This window comes from Psychrobacter sp. VH5, assembly GCF_050572635.1.
Lineage (GTDB): Bacteria > Pseudomonadota > Gammaproteobacteria > Pseudomonadales > Moraxellaceae > Psychrobacter > Psychrobacter celer.
Map to the genome: position 1 here is coordinate 688189 of NZ_CP192145.1, position 16966 is coordinate 705154.

Sequence of the window (16966 nt, forward strand, 5' to 3'; positions counted from 1 at the left end):
CCTGATGACCGTCGCGGGTTAGATGGGTAATCGCCAAAGACCATCATTCTATATTTTGCACAAAAAAGTTTATCGCCCGTTGCAATTTTGTTGTACAGTAACATTAAGTTGCATTGTGATAAACAATAGCAATAACGACAAGGGTGCATGACAACCAGTCAGTTGATAGGGGGTGATTTATAAACCCTTTATCGTCCAAGCACTCGTTTAATTTAGTGATAATGTGATAAAAAGGATGTATCTCATGAGCTATCTATCTTCCAAACCTTTCTCTAAGAGCTTGACCCTAGCGGCCTTTATGGCGTTTGGCCTCGCTGGGTGTAATAACAGCAACCAAGCGACCAGTGAGACAGCGCCTGCCGATGAGACGGGTACCGCGACCAGTGCAGCAAACGGCACGCTACAAAAAATCAAAGACTCAGGCACCATCGTGGTCGGTCACCGTGACTCTTCTATTCCTTTTTCTTATATCGCGGACGACCCAAATCAGCCGATAGGCTATGCCCACGACCTAGAGATGAAAGTCGTCGAGGCCGTCAAACAAAGGCTCAATATGCCTGATCTTAATGTCCGCTATAATCTTATTACCTCGCAGACGCGTATTCCCTTGGTACAAAACGGTACTGTGGACTTTGAGTGTGGCTCAACCACCAACAACGAAGAGCGCCAAAAGCAAGTGGCCTTCTCCAATGGCTTTTTTGAGATTGGGACGCGTCTGTTGACCAAAAAAGACTCCGGTATCAATGACTTTACCGACTTAAAAGGCAAGACGCTAGTCACCACCGCTGGCACGACATCAGAGCGCTATATCCGTCAATATAATGACGATAATCAGATGGACATCAACATCATCTCAGCAAAAGATCATGGCGAGGCGTTTTTGATGTTAGAAAACGGCCGAGCTGACGCCTTTATGATGGATGATGTGCTGCTCGCTGGCGAAAAAGCAAAAGCCAAAAACCCAGATGAATGGGTCATCGTCGGCGAGCCGCAATCGTTTGAGATCTATGGCTGTATGATGCGTAAAGACGACCCTGAGTTTAAAGCGGTGGTCGATGAAGCCTTGGTCAATGTCTTTAGCTCAGGCGAGATCAATAGCATCTATGATAAGTGGTTCTTGAACCCAATCCCGCCAAAAAACGTCAATCTCAACTTTGAGATGTCTGACAACCTAAAGGCATTGATTGCCAACCCGCACGATGGTGCGCAGCCAAAAGCGGCGCCAGCACAGTAATCGTTGTCCCAAACCCTAGCTGGCCTATGCGTATGTCATGTGTTGTTTGACGCATAGGCTTTTTTATCGCTGCTTGGAGAGACAACCATGAATTATAGCTGGAACTGGGGTGTGCTGTTTGAGCAGACCGGTATCGGTAGCGAGCTGTATATCCATTGGATGATTACTGGTCTTGGCTGGCTGCTACTGATTGGCAGTATCGCTTGGGCCATCGCCATGACCGTCGGCACCATCTTAGGCATCATGCGCACGCTGCCGAGCAAGACGGCGCGAGCGATTGGTACTGCTTACGTGACGTTTTTTCGTAATATACCATTACTCGTACAGCTGTTTTTTTGGTTTTATATCGCCCCTGGTTGGCTGACACCAACGATACAAGAATGGTGGTATAAAGACCTGTCGCCCAATACCTCAGCCATGCTCTCGGCGAGTATCGGTTTGGGGCTGTTTACCGCCGCCCGTATCGTCGAGCAGGTGCGCACGGGTATCGAGTCGCTACCAGATGGCCAAGTCAATGCCGCCTATGCGCTCGGCTTTAGTATTCCGCAAGTATACAAAGAAGTCCTACTGCCGCAAGCCTTTCGTATCATCTTGCCGCCGCTCAGCTCTGAGCTGACCAACTGCTTTAAAAACGCCTCAGTCGCCTCGCTCGTTGGGGTGATGGAGCTGATTAGCCAAACCAAAACCATCAGTGAATACACGCAAAACAGCATTGAGATCTATACCTACGCGACGATTATCTACTTGGTATTTAACTTGTCCTTAATCGCGATAATGGGACTGATCGAGCGCAAACTGCGCGTGCCTGGGCTGATTGCAGGAGGTCAAAAATGAATATGATGACTGAGCTTGCCACTGCCTATCCCGGGTTGATGGGCGGCATGCTGACCACGCTTAAGGTATTGTTTTTGGCGATTTTGGGCGGTATCAGTTTGGGGACGATACTGGCGCTGATGCGTTTATCGGGTATCAAAGTGCTTGAGATACCAGCAAAACTGTATGTGAATTATTTTCGCTCAGTGCCCTTGCTGCTGGTGCTTTTGTGGTTTTATTTTGCTGTACCGATGATTTATTTTTGGATCGCGGGTAAGTATCTACAGCTCGATGCGGCGTTTGCCTCTTGTGTGGTGGCCTTTATGATGTTTGAGGCGGCGTATTTTTCTGAGGTGGTGCGTGCTGGCATTCAATCGATCGGCAGCGGGCAGGTCAATGCTGCCAAAGCGCTGGGCATGACTTATGGGCAGACCATGCGTTTGGTTATCTTGCCGCAAGCCTTTCGCAAAATGCTGCCGCTGATTTTGCAGCAGTGTATTATTTTATTCCAAGATACGACGTTGGTGTTTGCTATTGGTTTGACGGATTTTTTCCGCGCAGCCTACGTGCGCGGTGAGCTGATGGGGCTGCTGACGCCTTATATTTTGGGCGCTGGTGCGGTTTATTTTGTCATTAGCTTGAGTGCGTCTATGGGCGTGCAGCAGCTACAAAAGCGTTTGCGGTTCTGACACACCCTAGACTGCGCGGTCGCGGTTGACGGAATTTTTAAACAATGATTATCAAGATAATGTGGTTAGGAGCCAGTAATGAACAATGCTGATACGTATGTAAATGCCTTTGGCGGGCTGGTCACCAATAATGGTCATGCCAGTGATGAGATGGTCATTGAGATGGCAAATGTCAGTAAGTGGTATGGCGACTTTCAAGTGTTGACTGACTGCACCGCCCATGTACACAAAGGCGATGTCGTCGTGGTTTGCGGGCCATCGGGTAGTGGCAAATCAACGCTGATTAAGACGGTCAACGGGCTTGAGCCTTTTCAACAAGGCGAGATTATGGTCAATGGTGTCTCTGTTGGTGCACCTAAGACTAACTTGCCCAAACTACGTAGCCGTGTCGGTATGGTGTTTCAGCATTTTGAGTTGTTTCCGCATTTGACCATTATCGACAATTTAACCGTCGCGCAAATCAAGGTGCTGGGCCGTAAAGAGTCTGAGGCTAAACAAAAAGCCATGGCTTATCTAGATCGCGTGGGACTGAGTGCGCAGGCACCCAAATATCCCGCCGAGCTATCAGGCGGTCAGCAGCAGCGCGTGGCGATTGCCCGTGCGCTGGCGATGGACCCTGTGGCGATGCTGTTTGATGAGCCAACCTCGGCGCTTGATCCTGAGATGATTCAAGAGGTGCTTGATGTGATGGTCGAGCTGACTCGTGATGGCATGACCATGATGTGTGTGACCCATGAGATGGGCTTTGCCAGTCAGGTCGCCAATCGCATTATCTTTATGGATGAAGGTCATATCGTCGAAAACTGTAGCAAAGATGAGTTTTTTGAAGGGGCAAAAAGTGAGCGCGCCCAGCTGTTTTTGTCCAAGATTTTAAATCATTAATAGCAACGTTTTTGCTGCTACTTTAGCGCCTTGATGTATAGTTAGCTGAATGTAAAACTGTTATGGATTTAAACGCGCTACTGGTATAAATTTTACTTGCGTGCTGCGTTCCCAGAGGCTGCGCAAAATTCATCCCAGTAGCGCTATGACATTTTTAGAGTGTATCGACTATAGAGACTGTTCAATGAGCCCTAAGCATTTGCCAAAAAGCGTCTATGATTTTAGGCGTTTTTTTTTGGCTATAACGGTCCATTAGCGGGGGGATAAGCAAGTAGATGAGTGCATGACTGTTTACTGCTACAATAGCGCTCAAGATACCGACAATTAAAAGTTTATACATTATATTGGAGCTATTATGAGCATAGAAAATGCCGACACCCTCGCAAACTCAACAAACCCCGCCAATGCTAAAAACCCTTTACATACTGAAAACCCCGCACCAGCGGAAAACCATGCGTCAGCGGAAAGCCAAGGCATCGTCATCGTTGGTGCCGGCTTGGCAGGTTGGCACGTCATCGATGCCATTCGAGCAAAAGACAAAGACATCGCCATTACTCTCATCACAGCGGATAATGGCGATCGTTACCATAAGCCAATGCTGACAATGGCCATCAGCCAAAACAAGCGGGCGGCAGATTTGGTACGTGCAACTGGCGCTGACGCTGCCAAAGCGGCAAACGTCAATCTACTAGCCAACACGCAGGTCACGGATGTTGACGCCGCTACGCAGCAGTTGCAGCTGGTCGCTGCCCTGCGCTCTGACCCTGTTTATACCAATTATGCCACCATCAGCTATGACAAGTTGGTACTGGCGATGGGCGCGCAGCCGATTTTTCCAAAGAGCCTGCCGGAGGATTTGGTGTGGCATGTCAATCATATTGAGCGCTTTGGGCAGCTACAAGAAAAGCTGGCAGCAGGCAGTCAGCATGTCGCCATCGTTGGCGCTGGTATGGTGGGGACAGAAATCGCCGAAGATTTACTCAAAGCTGGACATGAAGTCACCTTGATTGATTTAAATGACGCGCCTTTATCACAAATGCTACCAGCAAAAGCGTCCGCTCGTATCGCGGCGGCGGTCCAGTCCCAAGGTATTCACTTTTTGGGTGGTTATCAAGTGACTGGCGTTACGCGTCAGGAGGACGGCAAGCTACACGTCCGCTATGCGCCAGTGACAGACAGTGCTGGCAGCGCGGCCGCTCAGTCATCCGAGCCTTTGGTCGTCGATCATGTGATTGCCAGTACTGGCCTCACGGTCGATGCCAGACTGCCCACTGCTGCAGGGGTAGAGTTTGATCGCCGGACTGGTATCGTGGTGGATGCCACCACCTTACGTACGCAAGCGTCAAATATCTATGCCATCGGTGATTGTATGTCTATCAATGGCGTTGCCTGCCGTTATGTGGCCCCGCTGCGCGCCCAGGCGGCGACCATTGCGGATGATATCTTAGGGGTGGCACATGACGGCTATGATCATAAACCGCCAATGATTCGCCTAAAAAACAAAGCCATCTCTGTCATGGCTACTGGCGTACCACAAGCTGCTGGCAATTGGCAGGTAAAGACTGACACTGATGATGAGTTAATCATGAATTTGCTAGATGATAACAATGACGTCAGTGCGACAGTAACGATTAAAGCGCCGCCAATGGTTAAATCTTAATCAACGCTTAATCGCTGTAAGTTTAGGGCGTGTTGAACATTCGCAAATAGGCACTGCTGATCGCTAAAATTGTTCCAGACAAGGCACAAAGCGACGATAATGCAGATGCCTTAGCGAGATTTGTAACGCAGTATGGGGCAATTTTAGCATCAGCCCGCAGGGACAGGACTCTTTTTTGCCGCTTCATCGTTAAAAATAAGCGCTTAGAATGACTAAACTTATTATTTTTAACATCGAATCGCCTAAAAAATAGTCGCTGTCAGTGCCATGGTCGAATGTTCAACACGCCCTAACTTTTAGCTTTAATTTCTAGTTTTAATTTTTCTCAAGCCAGCTGTGTAACAAATACGTAGCTGGCTTTTTGCCTACAATAATCGCGGGTTTTCATGCTATCTTTTACTGGGCTAATATTTTTAGCAGTTAATTTAAATGATACATAATGTATTACTATTATTGACAGTTTCGTTTTAGGCGGTATAGTAGTGAATCATATATGATAGATACTCAAGGAAGAAAAATTGGCCCACGGGCGGTTTTTGAGTAGAATAAAAAGCACAACGAAAGGACTCGTTATGACGCAACCTACTGCATTTGACCACATATTAAGCAACATCCCTACCGTAAATATGGGCGCGCGCTCAGCGAATGCGCCACTGACCCAAAGCTATGATAAAGGTCCTGATGTGCCGCTGATTGAGGCGACCATCGGCGACTTTTTTGATGCCATTGTCTCCAAATATCCAGAGCGTGAAGCGCTGGTCGTCCGTCATCAAAACATCCGCTGGACGTACCGCGAATTGCAGCAACATGTCAACCAGCTGGCCAGCAGTATGATCGAGATGGGGCTTGAGATTGGCGATCGCATTGGCATCTGGTCGCACAACAACGCCGAATGGCTACTTATGCAGCTTGCCACGGCCAAAGTCGGCGTGATCCTCGTCAATATCAATCCTGCCTATCGTACTTTTGAGCTGCAATATGCGCTCAATAAACTCGGCTGCTCAGCACTCGTGCTCATGCGCCACTTCAAAAGCAGCGACTACGCTGGCCTTATCCGTGAGCTGTGCCCTGAGATTTATCATAAAGACTACACCCAGCTGGATTTGGTCGAGATTCCAACCATCGAGCGTATCATTTGGATTGATGAGCCAGACTCTGACGAAGCGTTTGGTTTTATGCAAAAATTCTCTGACTGGATGGCGGAAGGCGATGCCAACGATCCGCGCGTGGCCGAGCGTCAAGCGCAGCTAAAAAACACCGACGCGATTAATGTTCAGTTCACCAGTGGCACGACTGGGACGCCAAAAGGCGCGACCTTAAGCCATCGTAATATCCTCAATAACGGCTACTTCATCGGTGAGGCGATGAACCTTACTTTCGAGGATAGACTGTGTATTCCTGTGCCGCTATATCACTGTTTTGGTATGGTGCTCGGCAATTTGGCCATCTTGACGCATGGCGGTTGTATCGTCTATCCCAATGATGGTTTTGAGCCGTTATCAGTCCTACAAGCAGTCGAAGAAGAAAAATGTACGGGGCTGCATGGTGTACCGACGATGTTTATCGCCGAGCTTGATCACCCTGAGTTTGAAAACTTTGATTTATCGACCCTGCGTACAGGCATTATGGCCGGCTCTAGCTGCCCGATTGAGGTCATGCGCCGTGTCATTGATAAGATGCATATGAAAGAGGTGACCATCGCTTACGGCATGACCGAGACCAGCCCAGTCTCTTGCCAGACCAACGAGCACACGCCGCTTGAGAAGCAAGTCTCGACCGTTGGCCTGGTACAGCCTGCGCTTGAGGTGAAAGTCGTCGATACCGAGACGGGTGAGATCGTACCGTTAGGGGAGACAGGAGAGCTGCTCACACGCGGCTACTCGGTGATGAAAGGCTATTGGGGCAGCCGCTTTAAAACCCGTGAAGCGATCCAAGATGGCTGGATGCATACTGGCGATTTGGCTACCATGGATGAGGACGGCTATGTCAAAATCGTCGGCCGTAGTAAAGACATGGTCATCCGCGGCGGCGAAAACATCTATCCGGTTGAGATTGAGAACTACTTATATCGCCATCCCAAGATTCGCGATGTACAAATCGTTGGTGTACCAGATAAGCGGTATGGTGAAGTGCTGGCCGCTTGGATTATTCCCAAAGAGCCAGGCTGCTTGAGTGAAGACGACGTGCGCCAGTTTTGTAGTGAGCACATTGCTCATTATAAGGTACCGACTTATTATCGGTTTGTTGAAGAGTATCCGATGACCATCACCGGTAAAATTCAAAAGTATAAGATTATCGAGCAGATGAAAGCAGAGCTGGGTTTAGACTAAGCGCACTTCTCGGATACAGAACATCCACGACACCGGTGAGTGATACAAAAGACAAATGGCTACCAATTTATCGGCTAGCAGTCGTATGACCAGCAGTCACTATAAGCCATATAATCAATCACTTGCACTTACGCAGCAAAGAAAAGGGATATCATGAGCACTATCATAACCAGTAAACTGAGTCCAAACGCCAGCGATTTTCAGCAAAACCGTGCCGCCATGCAAGAGATGGTCGATGACTTATATGTACACCTGCGTAAAGTCGCTCAGGGCGGCTCAGAGCGGGCGCGAGCCAAGCATTTAGCGCGTGGTAAGCTGCTGCCGCGTGAGCGAGTCGAGCGTTTGCTGGATGTCGGCACCCCGTTTTTAGAGGTCGCTCCGATGGCGGCGCACGACATGTATGGCGAAGAGATACCCGCCGCGGGCGTGATTGCCGGTATTGGCCGTATCAATGGTACTGAGTGTATGATTGTCTGTAATGATGCCACGGTAAAAGGCGGTACCTATTATCCAATGACAGTCAAAAAGCACTTGCGCGCGCAAGAGATTGCGCAAGAAAACAATCTGCCTTGCGTGTATTTGGTGGACTCAGGCGGTGCAAACTTGCCCAACCAAGATGACGTATTCCCAGACAAAGAGCACTTTGGTCGTATCTTCTTTAACCAAGCCAATATGAGTGCGGCGGGTATCCCGCAGATTGCGGTGGTTATGGGTAGCTGTACGGCAGGCGGCGCGTATGTACCGGCGATGAGCGATGAATCCATCATCGTCAAAGAGCAAGGCACCATCTTTTTGGGTGGGCCGCCATTAGTAAAAGCAGCAACGGGCGAAGAGGTCAGCGCCGAGGATTTGGGCGGCGGTGATGTACATACCCGTCTGTCAGGAGTCGTCGATTATCTGGCACAAAGCGACACGCATGCGCTATCGATTGCGCGTGATATCGTCAGTCACCTTAACCGTCCTGCCAAGCAAATTCCCAATCAAATCAAACCGCGTCCACCGCGCTACGATGCCAAAGAATTATACGGCATCATTCCGACCGATAAGCGTCAGCCCTTTGATATCAAAGAAATCATCGCTCGCATCGTCGATGACAGTGCCTTTGATGAGTTTAAAGCGCGCTTTGGCAACACGCTGGTTTGCGGCTTTGCTCATATCGAGGGCATGCCAGTTGGCATTATCGCCAATAACGGCATCTTGTTTAGTGAGTCGGCGCAAAAAGGCACGCACTTTATCGAGCTGTGCTGCAAGCGTAAAATCCCGCTGGTGTTTTTACAAAACATCACCGGCTTTATGGTCGGCCGTAAATACGAAAACGAAGGTATCGCCCGTCATGGTGCCAAAATGGTGATGGCAGTGGCCAACGCCAAAGTGCCAAAGTTTACCGTCATTGTCGGTGGCTCATTCGGTGCGGGTAACTACGGTATGTGTGGCCGTGCTTATAGTCCGCGTTTCTTATGGATGTGGCCAAATGCGCGCATCTCTGTGATGGGCGGTGAGCAAGCGGCGTCGGTATTGGCCACCGTTAAGCGCGATAACTTCGAGCGTAAGGGCGAGACATGGAGTAGCGAGGACGAAGCGGCCTTTAAAGCACCGATTCGAGATATGTACGAAGCGCAAGGCCATCCCTATTATGCCACCGCGCGCCTGTGGGATGACGGGGTGATTGATCCTGCTGATACGCGTCAAGTGCTGGCATTGGGGCTAAGCGCCGCCTATAACGCTCCGATTGAAGAGACGACGTTTGGGGTCTTTAGAATGTAGATTGGTACTATATTTTCGATGAGAGAATGCTTTGGTTTAAAATAAAAACTGGGTTACTAAGGCCGAGAACATTACGCAAAATTATCCGTAAAAAAAGACATGCAAAAGTTACCACAAAACATTGAGATAACCCTATATGAATAATTATAAAAGCCTATTGGTTGATATCGAACAGCACGTGGCGACGGTGACGCTAAACCGTCCTGAGATACGTAATGCCTTTAACGATGAAATGATCGCTGAGCTGACAGAGGTTTTTACCACGCTTGGCACTGATGATAATGTGCGAGTCATCGTGCTAGCAGCAGCAGGCAAAGCGTTCTGTGCGGGCGCTGATTTAAACTGGATGCGCGCCATGGCGGATTATAGCTATGAAGAAAATCTAGCCGACGCCGATAAACTCGCGCAAATGCTCAAAACCATTTATGAATGCCCTAAGCCAACCGTGGCTGCCATTCAAGGCGATGTCTATGCAGGTGGTATGGGTCTGGTCGCCGTCTGTGATGTGGCCATCGCGGTGAAGATTGCCAATTTTTGCCTCAGTGAAGTGCGTTTAGGGTTAGCACCTGCCACCATTAGTCCGTATGTCGTAAGAGCATTAGGGGCTAGGGCGTCGCATCGCTACTTTTTAAGTGCAGAAGTGTTTGATGCCAAAAAAGCGCGTCAATTAGGCTTTATCCATGAGCGCGTCAGTGAGGAAGCGCTCGACGATGCGGTGGCAACGTTTTGTGCCAAAATGGTCAAAAACAGCCCCGATGCGGTGAAAACCTGCAAGCAGCTATTGCATGATATCGCAGGCGCGCCCATTAGCGACGAGCTGATCGCCGATACGGTAAAAGGCATCGCTGATATCCGCTCATCCACACAAGGTAAGGAAGGCGTGCAAGCGTTTTTGCAAAAGCGTAAGCCTGATTGGTTGACGGCAGATTAACGACAAACAACGATAGCCAAGCCGACAAATAAAAACGACAAGACACAGGGATAGTTATGTTTTCTAAAATTTTAATCGCCAACCGTGGTGAAATCGCCTGCCGTGTGGCCGCGACTGCCAAGCGCTTAGGCGTTCGTACCGTCGCTGTTTACTCTGATGCCGACCGCGGCGCCAAGCATGTCGCCGTCTGTGATGAAGCCGTTTATTTGGGTGGCTCATCGCCGAAAGACAGCTATCTAAAAGGCGATGCGATCATTGCGATTGCTAAAGAGACTGGTGCAGAAGCGATCCATCCAGGCTATGGCTTTTTAAGTGAAAACGCCGACTTTGCTCAGGCTTGTCAGGATGCGGGGCTGGTGTTTATCGGTCCATCCGCTGATGCTATTCGCGCGATGGGCGGCAAGTCTGAGTCCAAGCGTTTGATGGAAGCGGCTGGCGTGCCACTGATACCGGGTTATCATGGTGACAATCAAGATGTAGAATTTTTAAAACAGCAAGCAGACAGCATTGGCTATCCAGTACTGATTAAAGCCAGTGCCGGTGGCGGCGGTAAAGGCATGCGTATCGTCGAGCAAAGCAGCGATTTTATCGAAATGCTAGACTCTTGTCGCCGCGAAGCAATCACTAGCTTCGGTAATGATCAGGTACTCATCGAAAAATACGCGCTAAAGCCGCGCCATATCGAAATCCAAGTATTTGGTGATACGCATGGCAACTATGTACATCTGTTTGAGCGCGATTGCTCGGTGCAGCGCCGCCATCAAAAAGTGCTAGAAGAAGCGCCAGCGCCAGGCGTCGATGCAGCGATGCGTGAAGCCATGGGGACAGCGGCGATTGAGGCGGCGCGTGCGGTCAGCTATGTCGGTGCAGGGACGGTTGAGTTCATCGTTGAGCAGCGCGAAGGCACGATGAGCTTTTATTTTATGGAGATGAACACTCGCTTGCAAGTTGAGCACCCAGTCAGTGAAGCCATTACCGGTGTCGATTTGGTCGAGTGGCAGCTCTTGGTCGCCTCCGGTCAGCCATTGCCAAAGTCGCAAGATGATTTGGCGATTAATGGTCATGCGATTGAAGCGCGTATTTGCGCGGAAAACCCTGACAATGATTTTTTGCCAGCGACGGGTACACTCTTTACGTATCAAAAGCCTGAACACAACACCTTTGATGTTGCCGATGTACGTATCGACGATGGCGTACGCGAAGGTGATGTGATTAGCCCATTCTACGACTCTATGATTGCCAAGCTTATCGTGCATGCGCCGACTCGCGAGCAGGCATTGGCCAAACTCGATCGCGCACTGGCACAAACGCGCATCGTCGGTTTGCCTAATAACGTGGCGTTTTTGCGTTATATTTTAAATACAGAGTCGTTTAGTCAAGCCAATCTCGATACAGCGCTTATCGAGCGCGAGGCGGACGAGTTATTTGATCAACATCCACTTGATTTATCGACGCTGGTGGTGACTGCTATCGCCCAGCAGCTGGCTAGTGAAGGCATGGCACAAGACGCCGATCCGTTTAGTAAGCCGACAGGATTCCGTGCTTATAACGATTATACACGCTCGTTTAGCTTGGTTTATGATGAGCAAGCTTATAGCGCCCGCATTAGTCATTGGCACAACGCCACTGCCACTGCTGGCAAAAAAGACGCAGATAATCTGAGCCGCTTTACACTAGTGATCGAAAAAGAAATCGCGAACGCTGACAAAAATGCCAATGCCAATGTCGCCGCGCCAACCGAAGCGGTATATGAAGGTGAGGTCAGCTACGCCAGCGATGACGCGCACAATCATACATTATGGCTCGATGGCGCGCGTATCAATGCGCAGAGCTGGATGAACAATGAAACCGTCTATGTGTTCACCGATCGTGGTCGTGATGAAATTATACTTGTCGATATTATGGCGCATGTAGGCGAAGAGTCTGCGGCAGTCGGTAGCTTAAAATCACCAATGCCAGGGCAGGTCGTTGCCTTTAAAGTGGCTGTCGGCGATAGTGTAAAAAAAGGCGAGCCACTCGCCGTCATCGAAGCAATGAAAATCGAGCACACCATTACTGCACCCACCGATGGCGTGGTGGGAGAGTTGTTATTTGCAGCGGGTGATTCGGTGGCTGATGGTGATGAGCTGCTCCGTATTGATACAGAAGCTAGCGGCGCTTAAGCGCTGAAGTATAAGAACAGTAAAAGGATAATAATCATGAGCCATTCGTATCCAGAGCACGTCACCATCGTTGATGTCAGCCCACGTGATGGCTTGCAAAACGAAGCCATGACGGTACCGACGGCGGTTAAGCAAACGCTTATCAACGATTTAATCGCAGCAGGCGTCAAAAAGCTGGAAGCGACCAGCTTTGTCTCGCCAAAGTGGGTACCACAAATGGGTGACAACAGTGAGCTGATGAGCGCACTGGCAGAGACGCGGCATAATGACGTTATTTATTCGGTACTGGTGCCCAATATGCGCGGCTTTGATAATGCGATTGCACATCGTCCTGATGAAATCGTTATCTTTGGCTCAGCCAGTGAGACTTTTAGTCAAAAAAACATCAATTGCAGTATTGATGAAAGTATTGAACGTTTTGCACCCGTTGCCGCTGCGGCAAAAGCGCATGGCATCAAAGTGCGCGGCGTCATCTCTTGCACGGTCGGTTGCCCTTATGAAGGCGAGATTGACCCAAGCCAAGTCGCGTATGTGACCAAGCGTTTGGTTGAGATTGGCTCAGAGCAGATTGGTATTGCTGATACTATTGGTGTCGGCACCCCGCTAAAAGTACAGCGCGCCCTACAAGCCGCATTAGAATATGCTGACATCGCTATGCTATCAGGCCATTTTCATGATACTTATGGTCAAGCCGTGAGTAATACTTTAGCCGCACTACAGATGGGTGTCAGTGAATTTGATACTTCAGTGGCTGGGCTTGGCGGTTGTCCTTATGCCAAAGGCGCAACGGGCAATGTCGCCACCGAAGATGTCGTCTATATGCTGCATGGTATGGGTATCAGCACTGGCATAGATTTGGATAAATTGGTCGTCGCTGGCGAGCGTATCAGTGAGTTTTTAGGTCGCCGCAATGGCTCAAGCGTGGCGCGTGCGCTGATTAATAAGCGTCAGTCTTGACTAAGAAAATAAAGCGAGTCATAAGCTATATGGTCTTTTTTTAAATGGATCTGAATTTTTTAAAAATTAAACATCAAAATACAAGGAATGGTTATGAGTTTACCTGGGTTAAATTTTCAGCTTGGCGAGGATATTGACGCACTGCGTGAAGTGGTACAGCAGTTTGCGGCTAATGAAATCGCCCCGCGCGCAAGCGAAATCGACAGCAGCGATGAGTTCCCAATGGATTTATGGCAAAAAATGGGCGACTTGGGTTTGCATGGCATTACTGTTCCTGAAGCGTACGGCGGCTCGGATATGGGCTACGTGGCTCATATGGTCGCGATGGAAGAAATCAGCCGCGCTTCTGCCTCTGTAGCGCTGAGCTATGGCGCGCACTCAAACCTATGTATCAACCAAATCAAACGCAATGGTAATGAGGCGCAAAAACAAAAGTACTTGCCTAAGCTCATCAGTGGTGAATTCATCGGTGCTTTGGCGATGAGTGAAACGGGCGCTGGCTCAGATGTGGTCAGTATGAAGCTCAAAGCCGAAGAAAAAGACGGCCATTATGTGCTAAACGGCAGCAAAATGTGGATCACCAATGGTCCAGATGCTGACGTGATGGTGGTGTATGCCAAGACCAATCCAGAGCTGGGTGCCAAAGGTATGACGGCATTTATCGTAGAAAAAGGCATGAAGGGCTTTGGCACCGCACAAAAGCTCGACAAGCTCGGCATGCGCGGCAGCCATACTGGTGAGATGATCTTTGATAATGTCGAAGTGCCAAGTGATAATATCTTAGGCGGCGTCGGCAATGGCGTCAAAGTGCTGATGAGCGGCCTTGATTATGAGCGTGCGGTACTTGCTGCAGGCCCTATCGGCATCATGCAAGCGGTGATGGATAATGTCGTGCCTTATATTCACGACCGCAAGCAGTTTGGGCAAGCGATTGGTGAGTTTCAGCTTATCCAAGGTAAAGTCGCCGATATGTATACCATCCTGCAAGCAGGGCGCAGTTTCTTATACACGGTCGGTAAAAACCTCGATATGCTCGATCAGCGCGGCGCAGGTCATAGCCGAGAAGTGCGCAAAGACTGCGCCAGTGTGATCTTGTGGTGCGCCGAAAAAGCTACTTGGATGGCCGGCGAGGGCATTCAAATCTTTGGCGGTAATGGCTATACCAATGAATACCCGCTCGGCCGCTTTTGGCGTGATGCCAAGCTTTATGAGATCGGTGCAGGCACCAGTGAGATACGCCGTATGCTGGTCGGGCGTGAGTTATTTAACGAGACTAAGTAGAAACACTTACTTTCATATTAAACCAAAAAAGCAGGTCGCTTAAAACGTCCTGCTTTTTTATATTTATTTTATGTCTTATAAAAATCTTAGATTAAAATTGTTATGTCTGTTTACTATGGTCAAAATAGCGTGCCAGACCAGTTAATAGTAAATCATCACGTAGTCGTACTGGGCGATTGACGTGCTGGGCGATGATGGCGGCATCGCCACCCGTCATGATGACTTCGAAGTTGGGATGACGATGGCTGATCTCGTTGATAGCGCCAACGATAGAGAGCAGTATACCGCGATGCACCGCGTCTTGGGTGGTCATGCCCTGACCGACGCTATCAAAGGCACCGTTAGAGATGGTGATTTGCTTGGTACCAGAAAATAGCGACTCGCGCTGCAAATAAATACTGGGAAAAATATAACCGCCCAAATGTGTCGCATGATCGATCAAGTCAATCGTCACCGCGGTCCCGCAACCTATCACGCACTGGCGCTTTTTTTTATCGACTGCACCCAGCATCTGCAGCCAGCGATCGCAGCCGAGCTGCTGATCGTTATAGCCGCTACGCATCAGCGGGTGCGCGGCATCGACATGAACAAACTCAAACGGGATATTTAGACGGCTGAGGGTTTCGGTGACTTTCATATTGAGCGCTTCGCCGAGCACAGATGAGATACCGATAAAATCGGGCGCATATCGCTCAAAGCGATCGGTGAGACCCATGAGTAATTCGGCAGGCGCTTGCAAATGCTGCTTGGCATCATGGTCGACGATCTGACCGATATCATCGGTGAGCCAGTATTTTAAGCGGGTATTGCCAAGATCTAACCAGAGCATAAAAATCCCTTTATATAGTCAATTCACTAAAAAATGTTATGGCAAAGCTTGTGGATGAAATTTGTCAATAAAACCCAGAGACTTTTATGCCATAAGGGCGATAGCGCCCGCAGGCTCTATGCGTTAGGCCTGATGAATCACGTCAATGCGTCCAGTAAACAGCGCAGAAATATTACCGTTATCTTGGCGCAATTGCAAACACCCATGTGTATCGATACCGCAGGCATATCCTGTCACTACAGTGCTATTGCCATGGTGCTCTTGAGTGACGCGTAGGCGTCGTCCTGCGAGGGCATCGACGCCATCAAACTGCTCTAAAAAACGATCCAGATAGTAGGTATGACCGGTGGGTTTTTCTAAACTAAAATATTCAAAACGCGTCATCGCTGCCATCAGCGCTTTACTCATTTGCTGATAGAGTGTTTTGAGATTTGGCAAGCGTATCGTCGACGCGTCAGGCAGCATCTGACCGATATCTTGTAGACTGATCGCCTGATAGCTCATGCCTTCGCAAGTCTGCGCGGTCAGCGCTGGTGCCGCTTGTACATTTAGCCCCACACCCATCACCACACCGACCAACTTGCCTGCTATGGTGACAGGCTCTATCAAGATACCCGCAAGCTTTGAGAACGGCTGAGTTTGTATTGCTGGTTCAGAGGGTGTCAGCGCCGGCTTGGATATGGCAGCATAAAAGCCCAAGTCATTGGCCCATTTTACCCCAATAGGCGTCAGCTGGCGTGCGTGCAGTTGCTCATTAAGCGCTTGAATGACAGGCATTTTTGCCAGCTCGACACCGATGACCAAAGACAACAAACCGCTAATCGGCTGATGCACAGGGTGATATAACGACAAATAAACATTACCAAGTGGCGACTGCCAAGAGCGTCCATGCTGCCCGCGACCAGCGCTTTGGGTATCGGCAGTCAGTAGATGCATCTGTGCGGCATCAAGCGTGCCATCTTGTACCGCTGTGATCAGCTCGCTATTGGTCGAGGCGCTACTAGCAAGGTGCCGATGGTTGAGCTCAGGCAAATGTACAAGCGTTGGCGATGTATCTGACGCAGTTGGAGTAGAGGTCTCGGCTAAAGGGTCAAAAGGCGCGGCAGATAAAGGGGCTGATGGCGGCATAAGTTTCGTCGATGTGGTTAAGGTTGTAGGGACAATCTTTGCTATACTGAGCGCGGGTCACGGCTTGGTATGAATAAGCGCGAATGAGCATGAATAAGCATGAATAATTATAGTGACGCGGCTTAATAGCGGTAATCAAATAGCATAAAGATCGGCTGCAGGTTTGGCAAATGGAATATATAGTCAATTGCAAATAAAACGGTTATATAAAGTTAAACGCACTACTGTTATAAATTTTCCTTGCGTGCTGTGCCTGCCCTGCAAATGTGCAGATGCGCTAAAAATACTCCAAAACCCCAAAATAAA

13 protein-coding genes are annotated in these 16966 nt (G+C 49.3%); 11 read left to right on the forward strand and 2 right to left on the reverse strand.

The window, feature by feature from the left end; genetic code table 11:
- Positions 1-244: 244 nt before the first annotated feature.
- The 11 genes from ACNFVB_RS02960 to ACNFVB_RS03010 all read left to right on the forward strand — a co-directional run bounded on the left by ACNFVB_RS02960 (position 245) and on the right by ACNFVB_RS03010 (position 14703).
- On the forward strand, positions 245-1234 hold the full coding sequence (locus tag ACNFVB_RS02960; RefSeq protein ID WP_430738045.1) for a glutamate/aspartate ABC transporter substrate-binding protein: 990 nt from the start codon (positions 245-247) through the stop codon (positions 1232-1234).
- 87 nt (positions 1235-1321) lie between these two features.
- Positions 1322-2068, forward strand: a complete 747-nt coding sequence (locus ACNFVB_RS02965; protein ID WP_430738046.1) for an amino acid ABC transporter permease — start codon at positions 1322-1324, stop codon at positions 2066-2068.
- Positions 2065-2736: an ABC transporter permease subunit gene (locus ACNFVB_RS02970; protein WP_430738047.1), complete on the forward strand. Its 672-nt coding sequence runs from the start codon at positions 2065-2067 to the stop codon at positions 2734-2736. The genes ACNFVB_RS02965 and ACNFVB_RS02970 overlap by 4 nt, the downstream gene beginning before the upstream one ends.
- 150 nt (positions 2737-2886) lie before the next feature.
- Positions 2887-3618, forward strand: coding sequence for an amino acid ABC transporter ATP-binding protein (locus ACNFVB_RS02975; protein ID WP_192995975.1), 732 nt, complete (start codon positions 2887-2889; stop codon positions 3616-3618).
- 355 nt (positions 3619-3973) lie between these two features.
- Positions 3974-5278, forward strand: coding sequence for an FAD-dependent oxidoreductase (locus ACNFVB_RS02980; protein ID WP_430738048.1), 1305 nt, complete (start codon positions 3974-3976; stop codon positions 5276-5278).
- Positions 5279-5850: 572 nt separating this feature from the next.
- The gene (locus tag ACNFVB_RS02985; protein WP_105244784.1) at positions 5851-7608 is read left to right on the forward strand and encodes an AMP-binding protein; all 1758 of its coding nucleotides are present in this window, start codon (positions 5851-5853) and stop codon (positions 7606-7608) included.
- 153 nt (positions 7609-7761) lie between these two features.
- Positions 7762-9372 carry a carboxyl transferase domain-containing protein gene (locus tag ACNFVB_RS02990; protein WP_430738049.1) on the forward strand — a complete coding sequence of 537 codons (1611 nt, stop codon included), beginning with the start codon at positions 7762-7764 and terminating at the stop codon, positions 9370-9372.
- Positions 9373-9508: 136 nt separating this feature from the next.
- The gene (locus ACNFVB_RS02995; RefSeq protein ID WP_075101984.1) at positions 9509-10303 is read left to right on the forward strand and encodes an enoyl-CoA hydratase/isomerase family protein; all 795 of its coding nucleotides are present in this window, start codon (positions 9509-9511) and stop codon (positions 10301-10303) included.
- 56 nt (positions 10304-10359) lie between these two features.
- Positions 10360-12465, forward strand: a complete 2106-nt coding sequence (locus ACNFVB_RS03000) for an acetyl/propionyl/methylcrotonyl-CoA carboxylase subunit alpha (protein ID WP_430738050.1) — start codon at positions 10360-10362, stop codon at positions 12463-12465.
- A gap of 36 nt (positions 12466-12501) precedes the next feature.
- On the forward strand, positions 12502-13422 hold the full coding sequence (locus ACNFVB_RS03005) for a hydroxymethylglutaryl-CoA lyase (protein ID WP_430738051.1): 921 nt from the start codon (positions 12502-12504) through the stop codon (positions 13420-13422).
- A 93-nt stretch (positions 13423-13515) separates the two neighbouring features.
- Complete coding sequence (locus ACNFVB_RS03010) at positions 13516-14703, forward strand: isovaleryl-CoA dehydrogenase (RefSeq protein WP_430738052.1); 1188 nt, start codon at positions 13516-13518, stop codon at positions 14701-14703.
- 100 nt (positions 14704-14803) lie between these two features.
- Here ACNFVB_RS03010 and ACNFVB_RS03015 read toward each other — a convergent pair whose 3' ends face one another.
- Positions 14804-15532, reverse strand: a complete 729-nt coding sequence (locus ACNFVB_RS03015; protein WP_430738053.1) for a pantothenate kinase — start codon at positions 15530-15532, stop codon at positions 14804-14806.
- Between the two features lie 123 nt (positions 15533-15655).
- Complete coding sequence (locus ACNFVB_RS03020) at positions 15656-16660, reverse strand: biotin--[acetyl-CoA-carboxylase] ligase (RefSeq protein WP_430738054.1); 1005 nt, start codon at positions 16658-16660, stop codon at positions 15656-15658.
- Between the last annotated feature and the right edge of the window lie 306 nt (positions 16661-16966).

What these genes read in the sequence shown, in the direction of transcription:
- ACNFVB_RS02960 (WP_430738045.1), top strand. Translation starts at nt 245, where the DNA reads ATGAGCTATCTATCTTCCAAACCTTTCTCTAAGAGCTTGACCCTAGCG.
- ACNFVB_RS02965 (WP_430738046.1), top strand. Translation starts at nt 1,322, where the DNA reads ATGAATTATAGCTGGAACTGGGGTGTGCTGTTTGAGCAGACCGGTATC.
- ACNFVB_RS02970 (WP_430738047.1), top strand. Translation starts at nt 2,065, where the DNA reads ATGAATATGATGACTGAGCTTGCCACTGCCTATCCCGGGTTGATGGGC.
- ACNFVB_RS02975 (WP_192995975.1), top strand. Translation starts at nt 2,887, where the DNA reads ATGGTCATTGAGATGGCAAATGTCAGTAAGTGGTATGGCGACTTTCAA.
- ACNFVB_RS02980 (WP_430738048.1), top strand. Translation starts at nt 3,974, where the DNA reads ATGAGCATAGAAAATGCCGACACCCTCGCAAACTCAACAAACCCCGCC.
- ACNFVB_RS02985 (WP_105244784.1), top strand. Translation starts at nt 5,851, where the DNA reads ATGACGCAACCTACTGCATTTGACCACATATTAAGCAACATCCCTACC.
- ACNFVB_RS02990 (WP_430738049.1), top strand. Translation starts at nt 7,762, where the DNA reads ATGAGCACTATCATAACCAGTAAACTGAGTCCAAACGCCAGCGATTTT.
- ACNFVB_RS02995 (WP_075101984.1), top strand. Translation starts at nt 9,509, where the DNA reads ATGAATAATTATAAAAGCCTATTGGTTGATATCGAACAGCACGTGGCG.
- ACNFVB_RS03000 (WP_430738050.1), top strand. Translation starts at nt 10,360, where the DNA reads ATGTTTTCTAAAATTTTAATCGCCAACCGTGGTGAAATCGCCTGCCGT.
- ACNFVB_RS03005 (WP_430738051.1), top strand. Translation starts at nt 12,502, where the DNA reads ATGAGCCATTCGTATCCAGAGCACGTCACCATCGTTGATGTCAGCCCA.
- ACNFVB_RS03010 (WP_430738052.1), top strand. Translation starts at nt 13,516, where the DNA reads ATGAGTTTACCTGGGTTAAATTTTCAGCTTGGCGAGGATATTGACGCA.
- ACNFVB_RS03015 (WP_430738053.1), bottom strand. Translation starts at nt 15,532, where the DNA reads ATGCTCTGGTTAGATCTTGGCAATACCCGCTTAAAATACTGGCTCACC.
- ACNFVB_RS03020 (WP_430738054.1), bottom strand. Translation starts at nt 16,660, where the DNA reads ATGCCGCCATCAGCCCCTTTATCTGCCGCGCCTTTTGACCCTTTAGCC.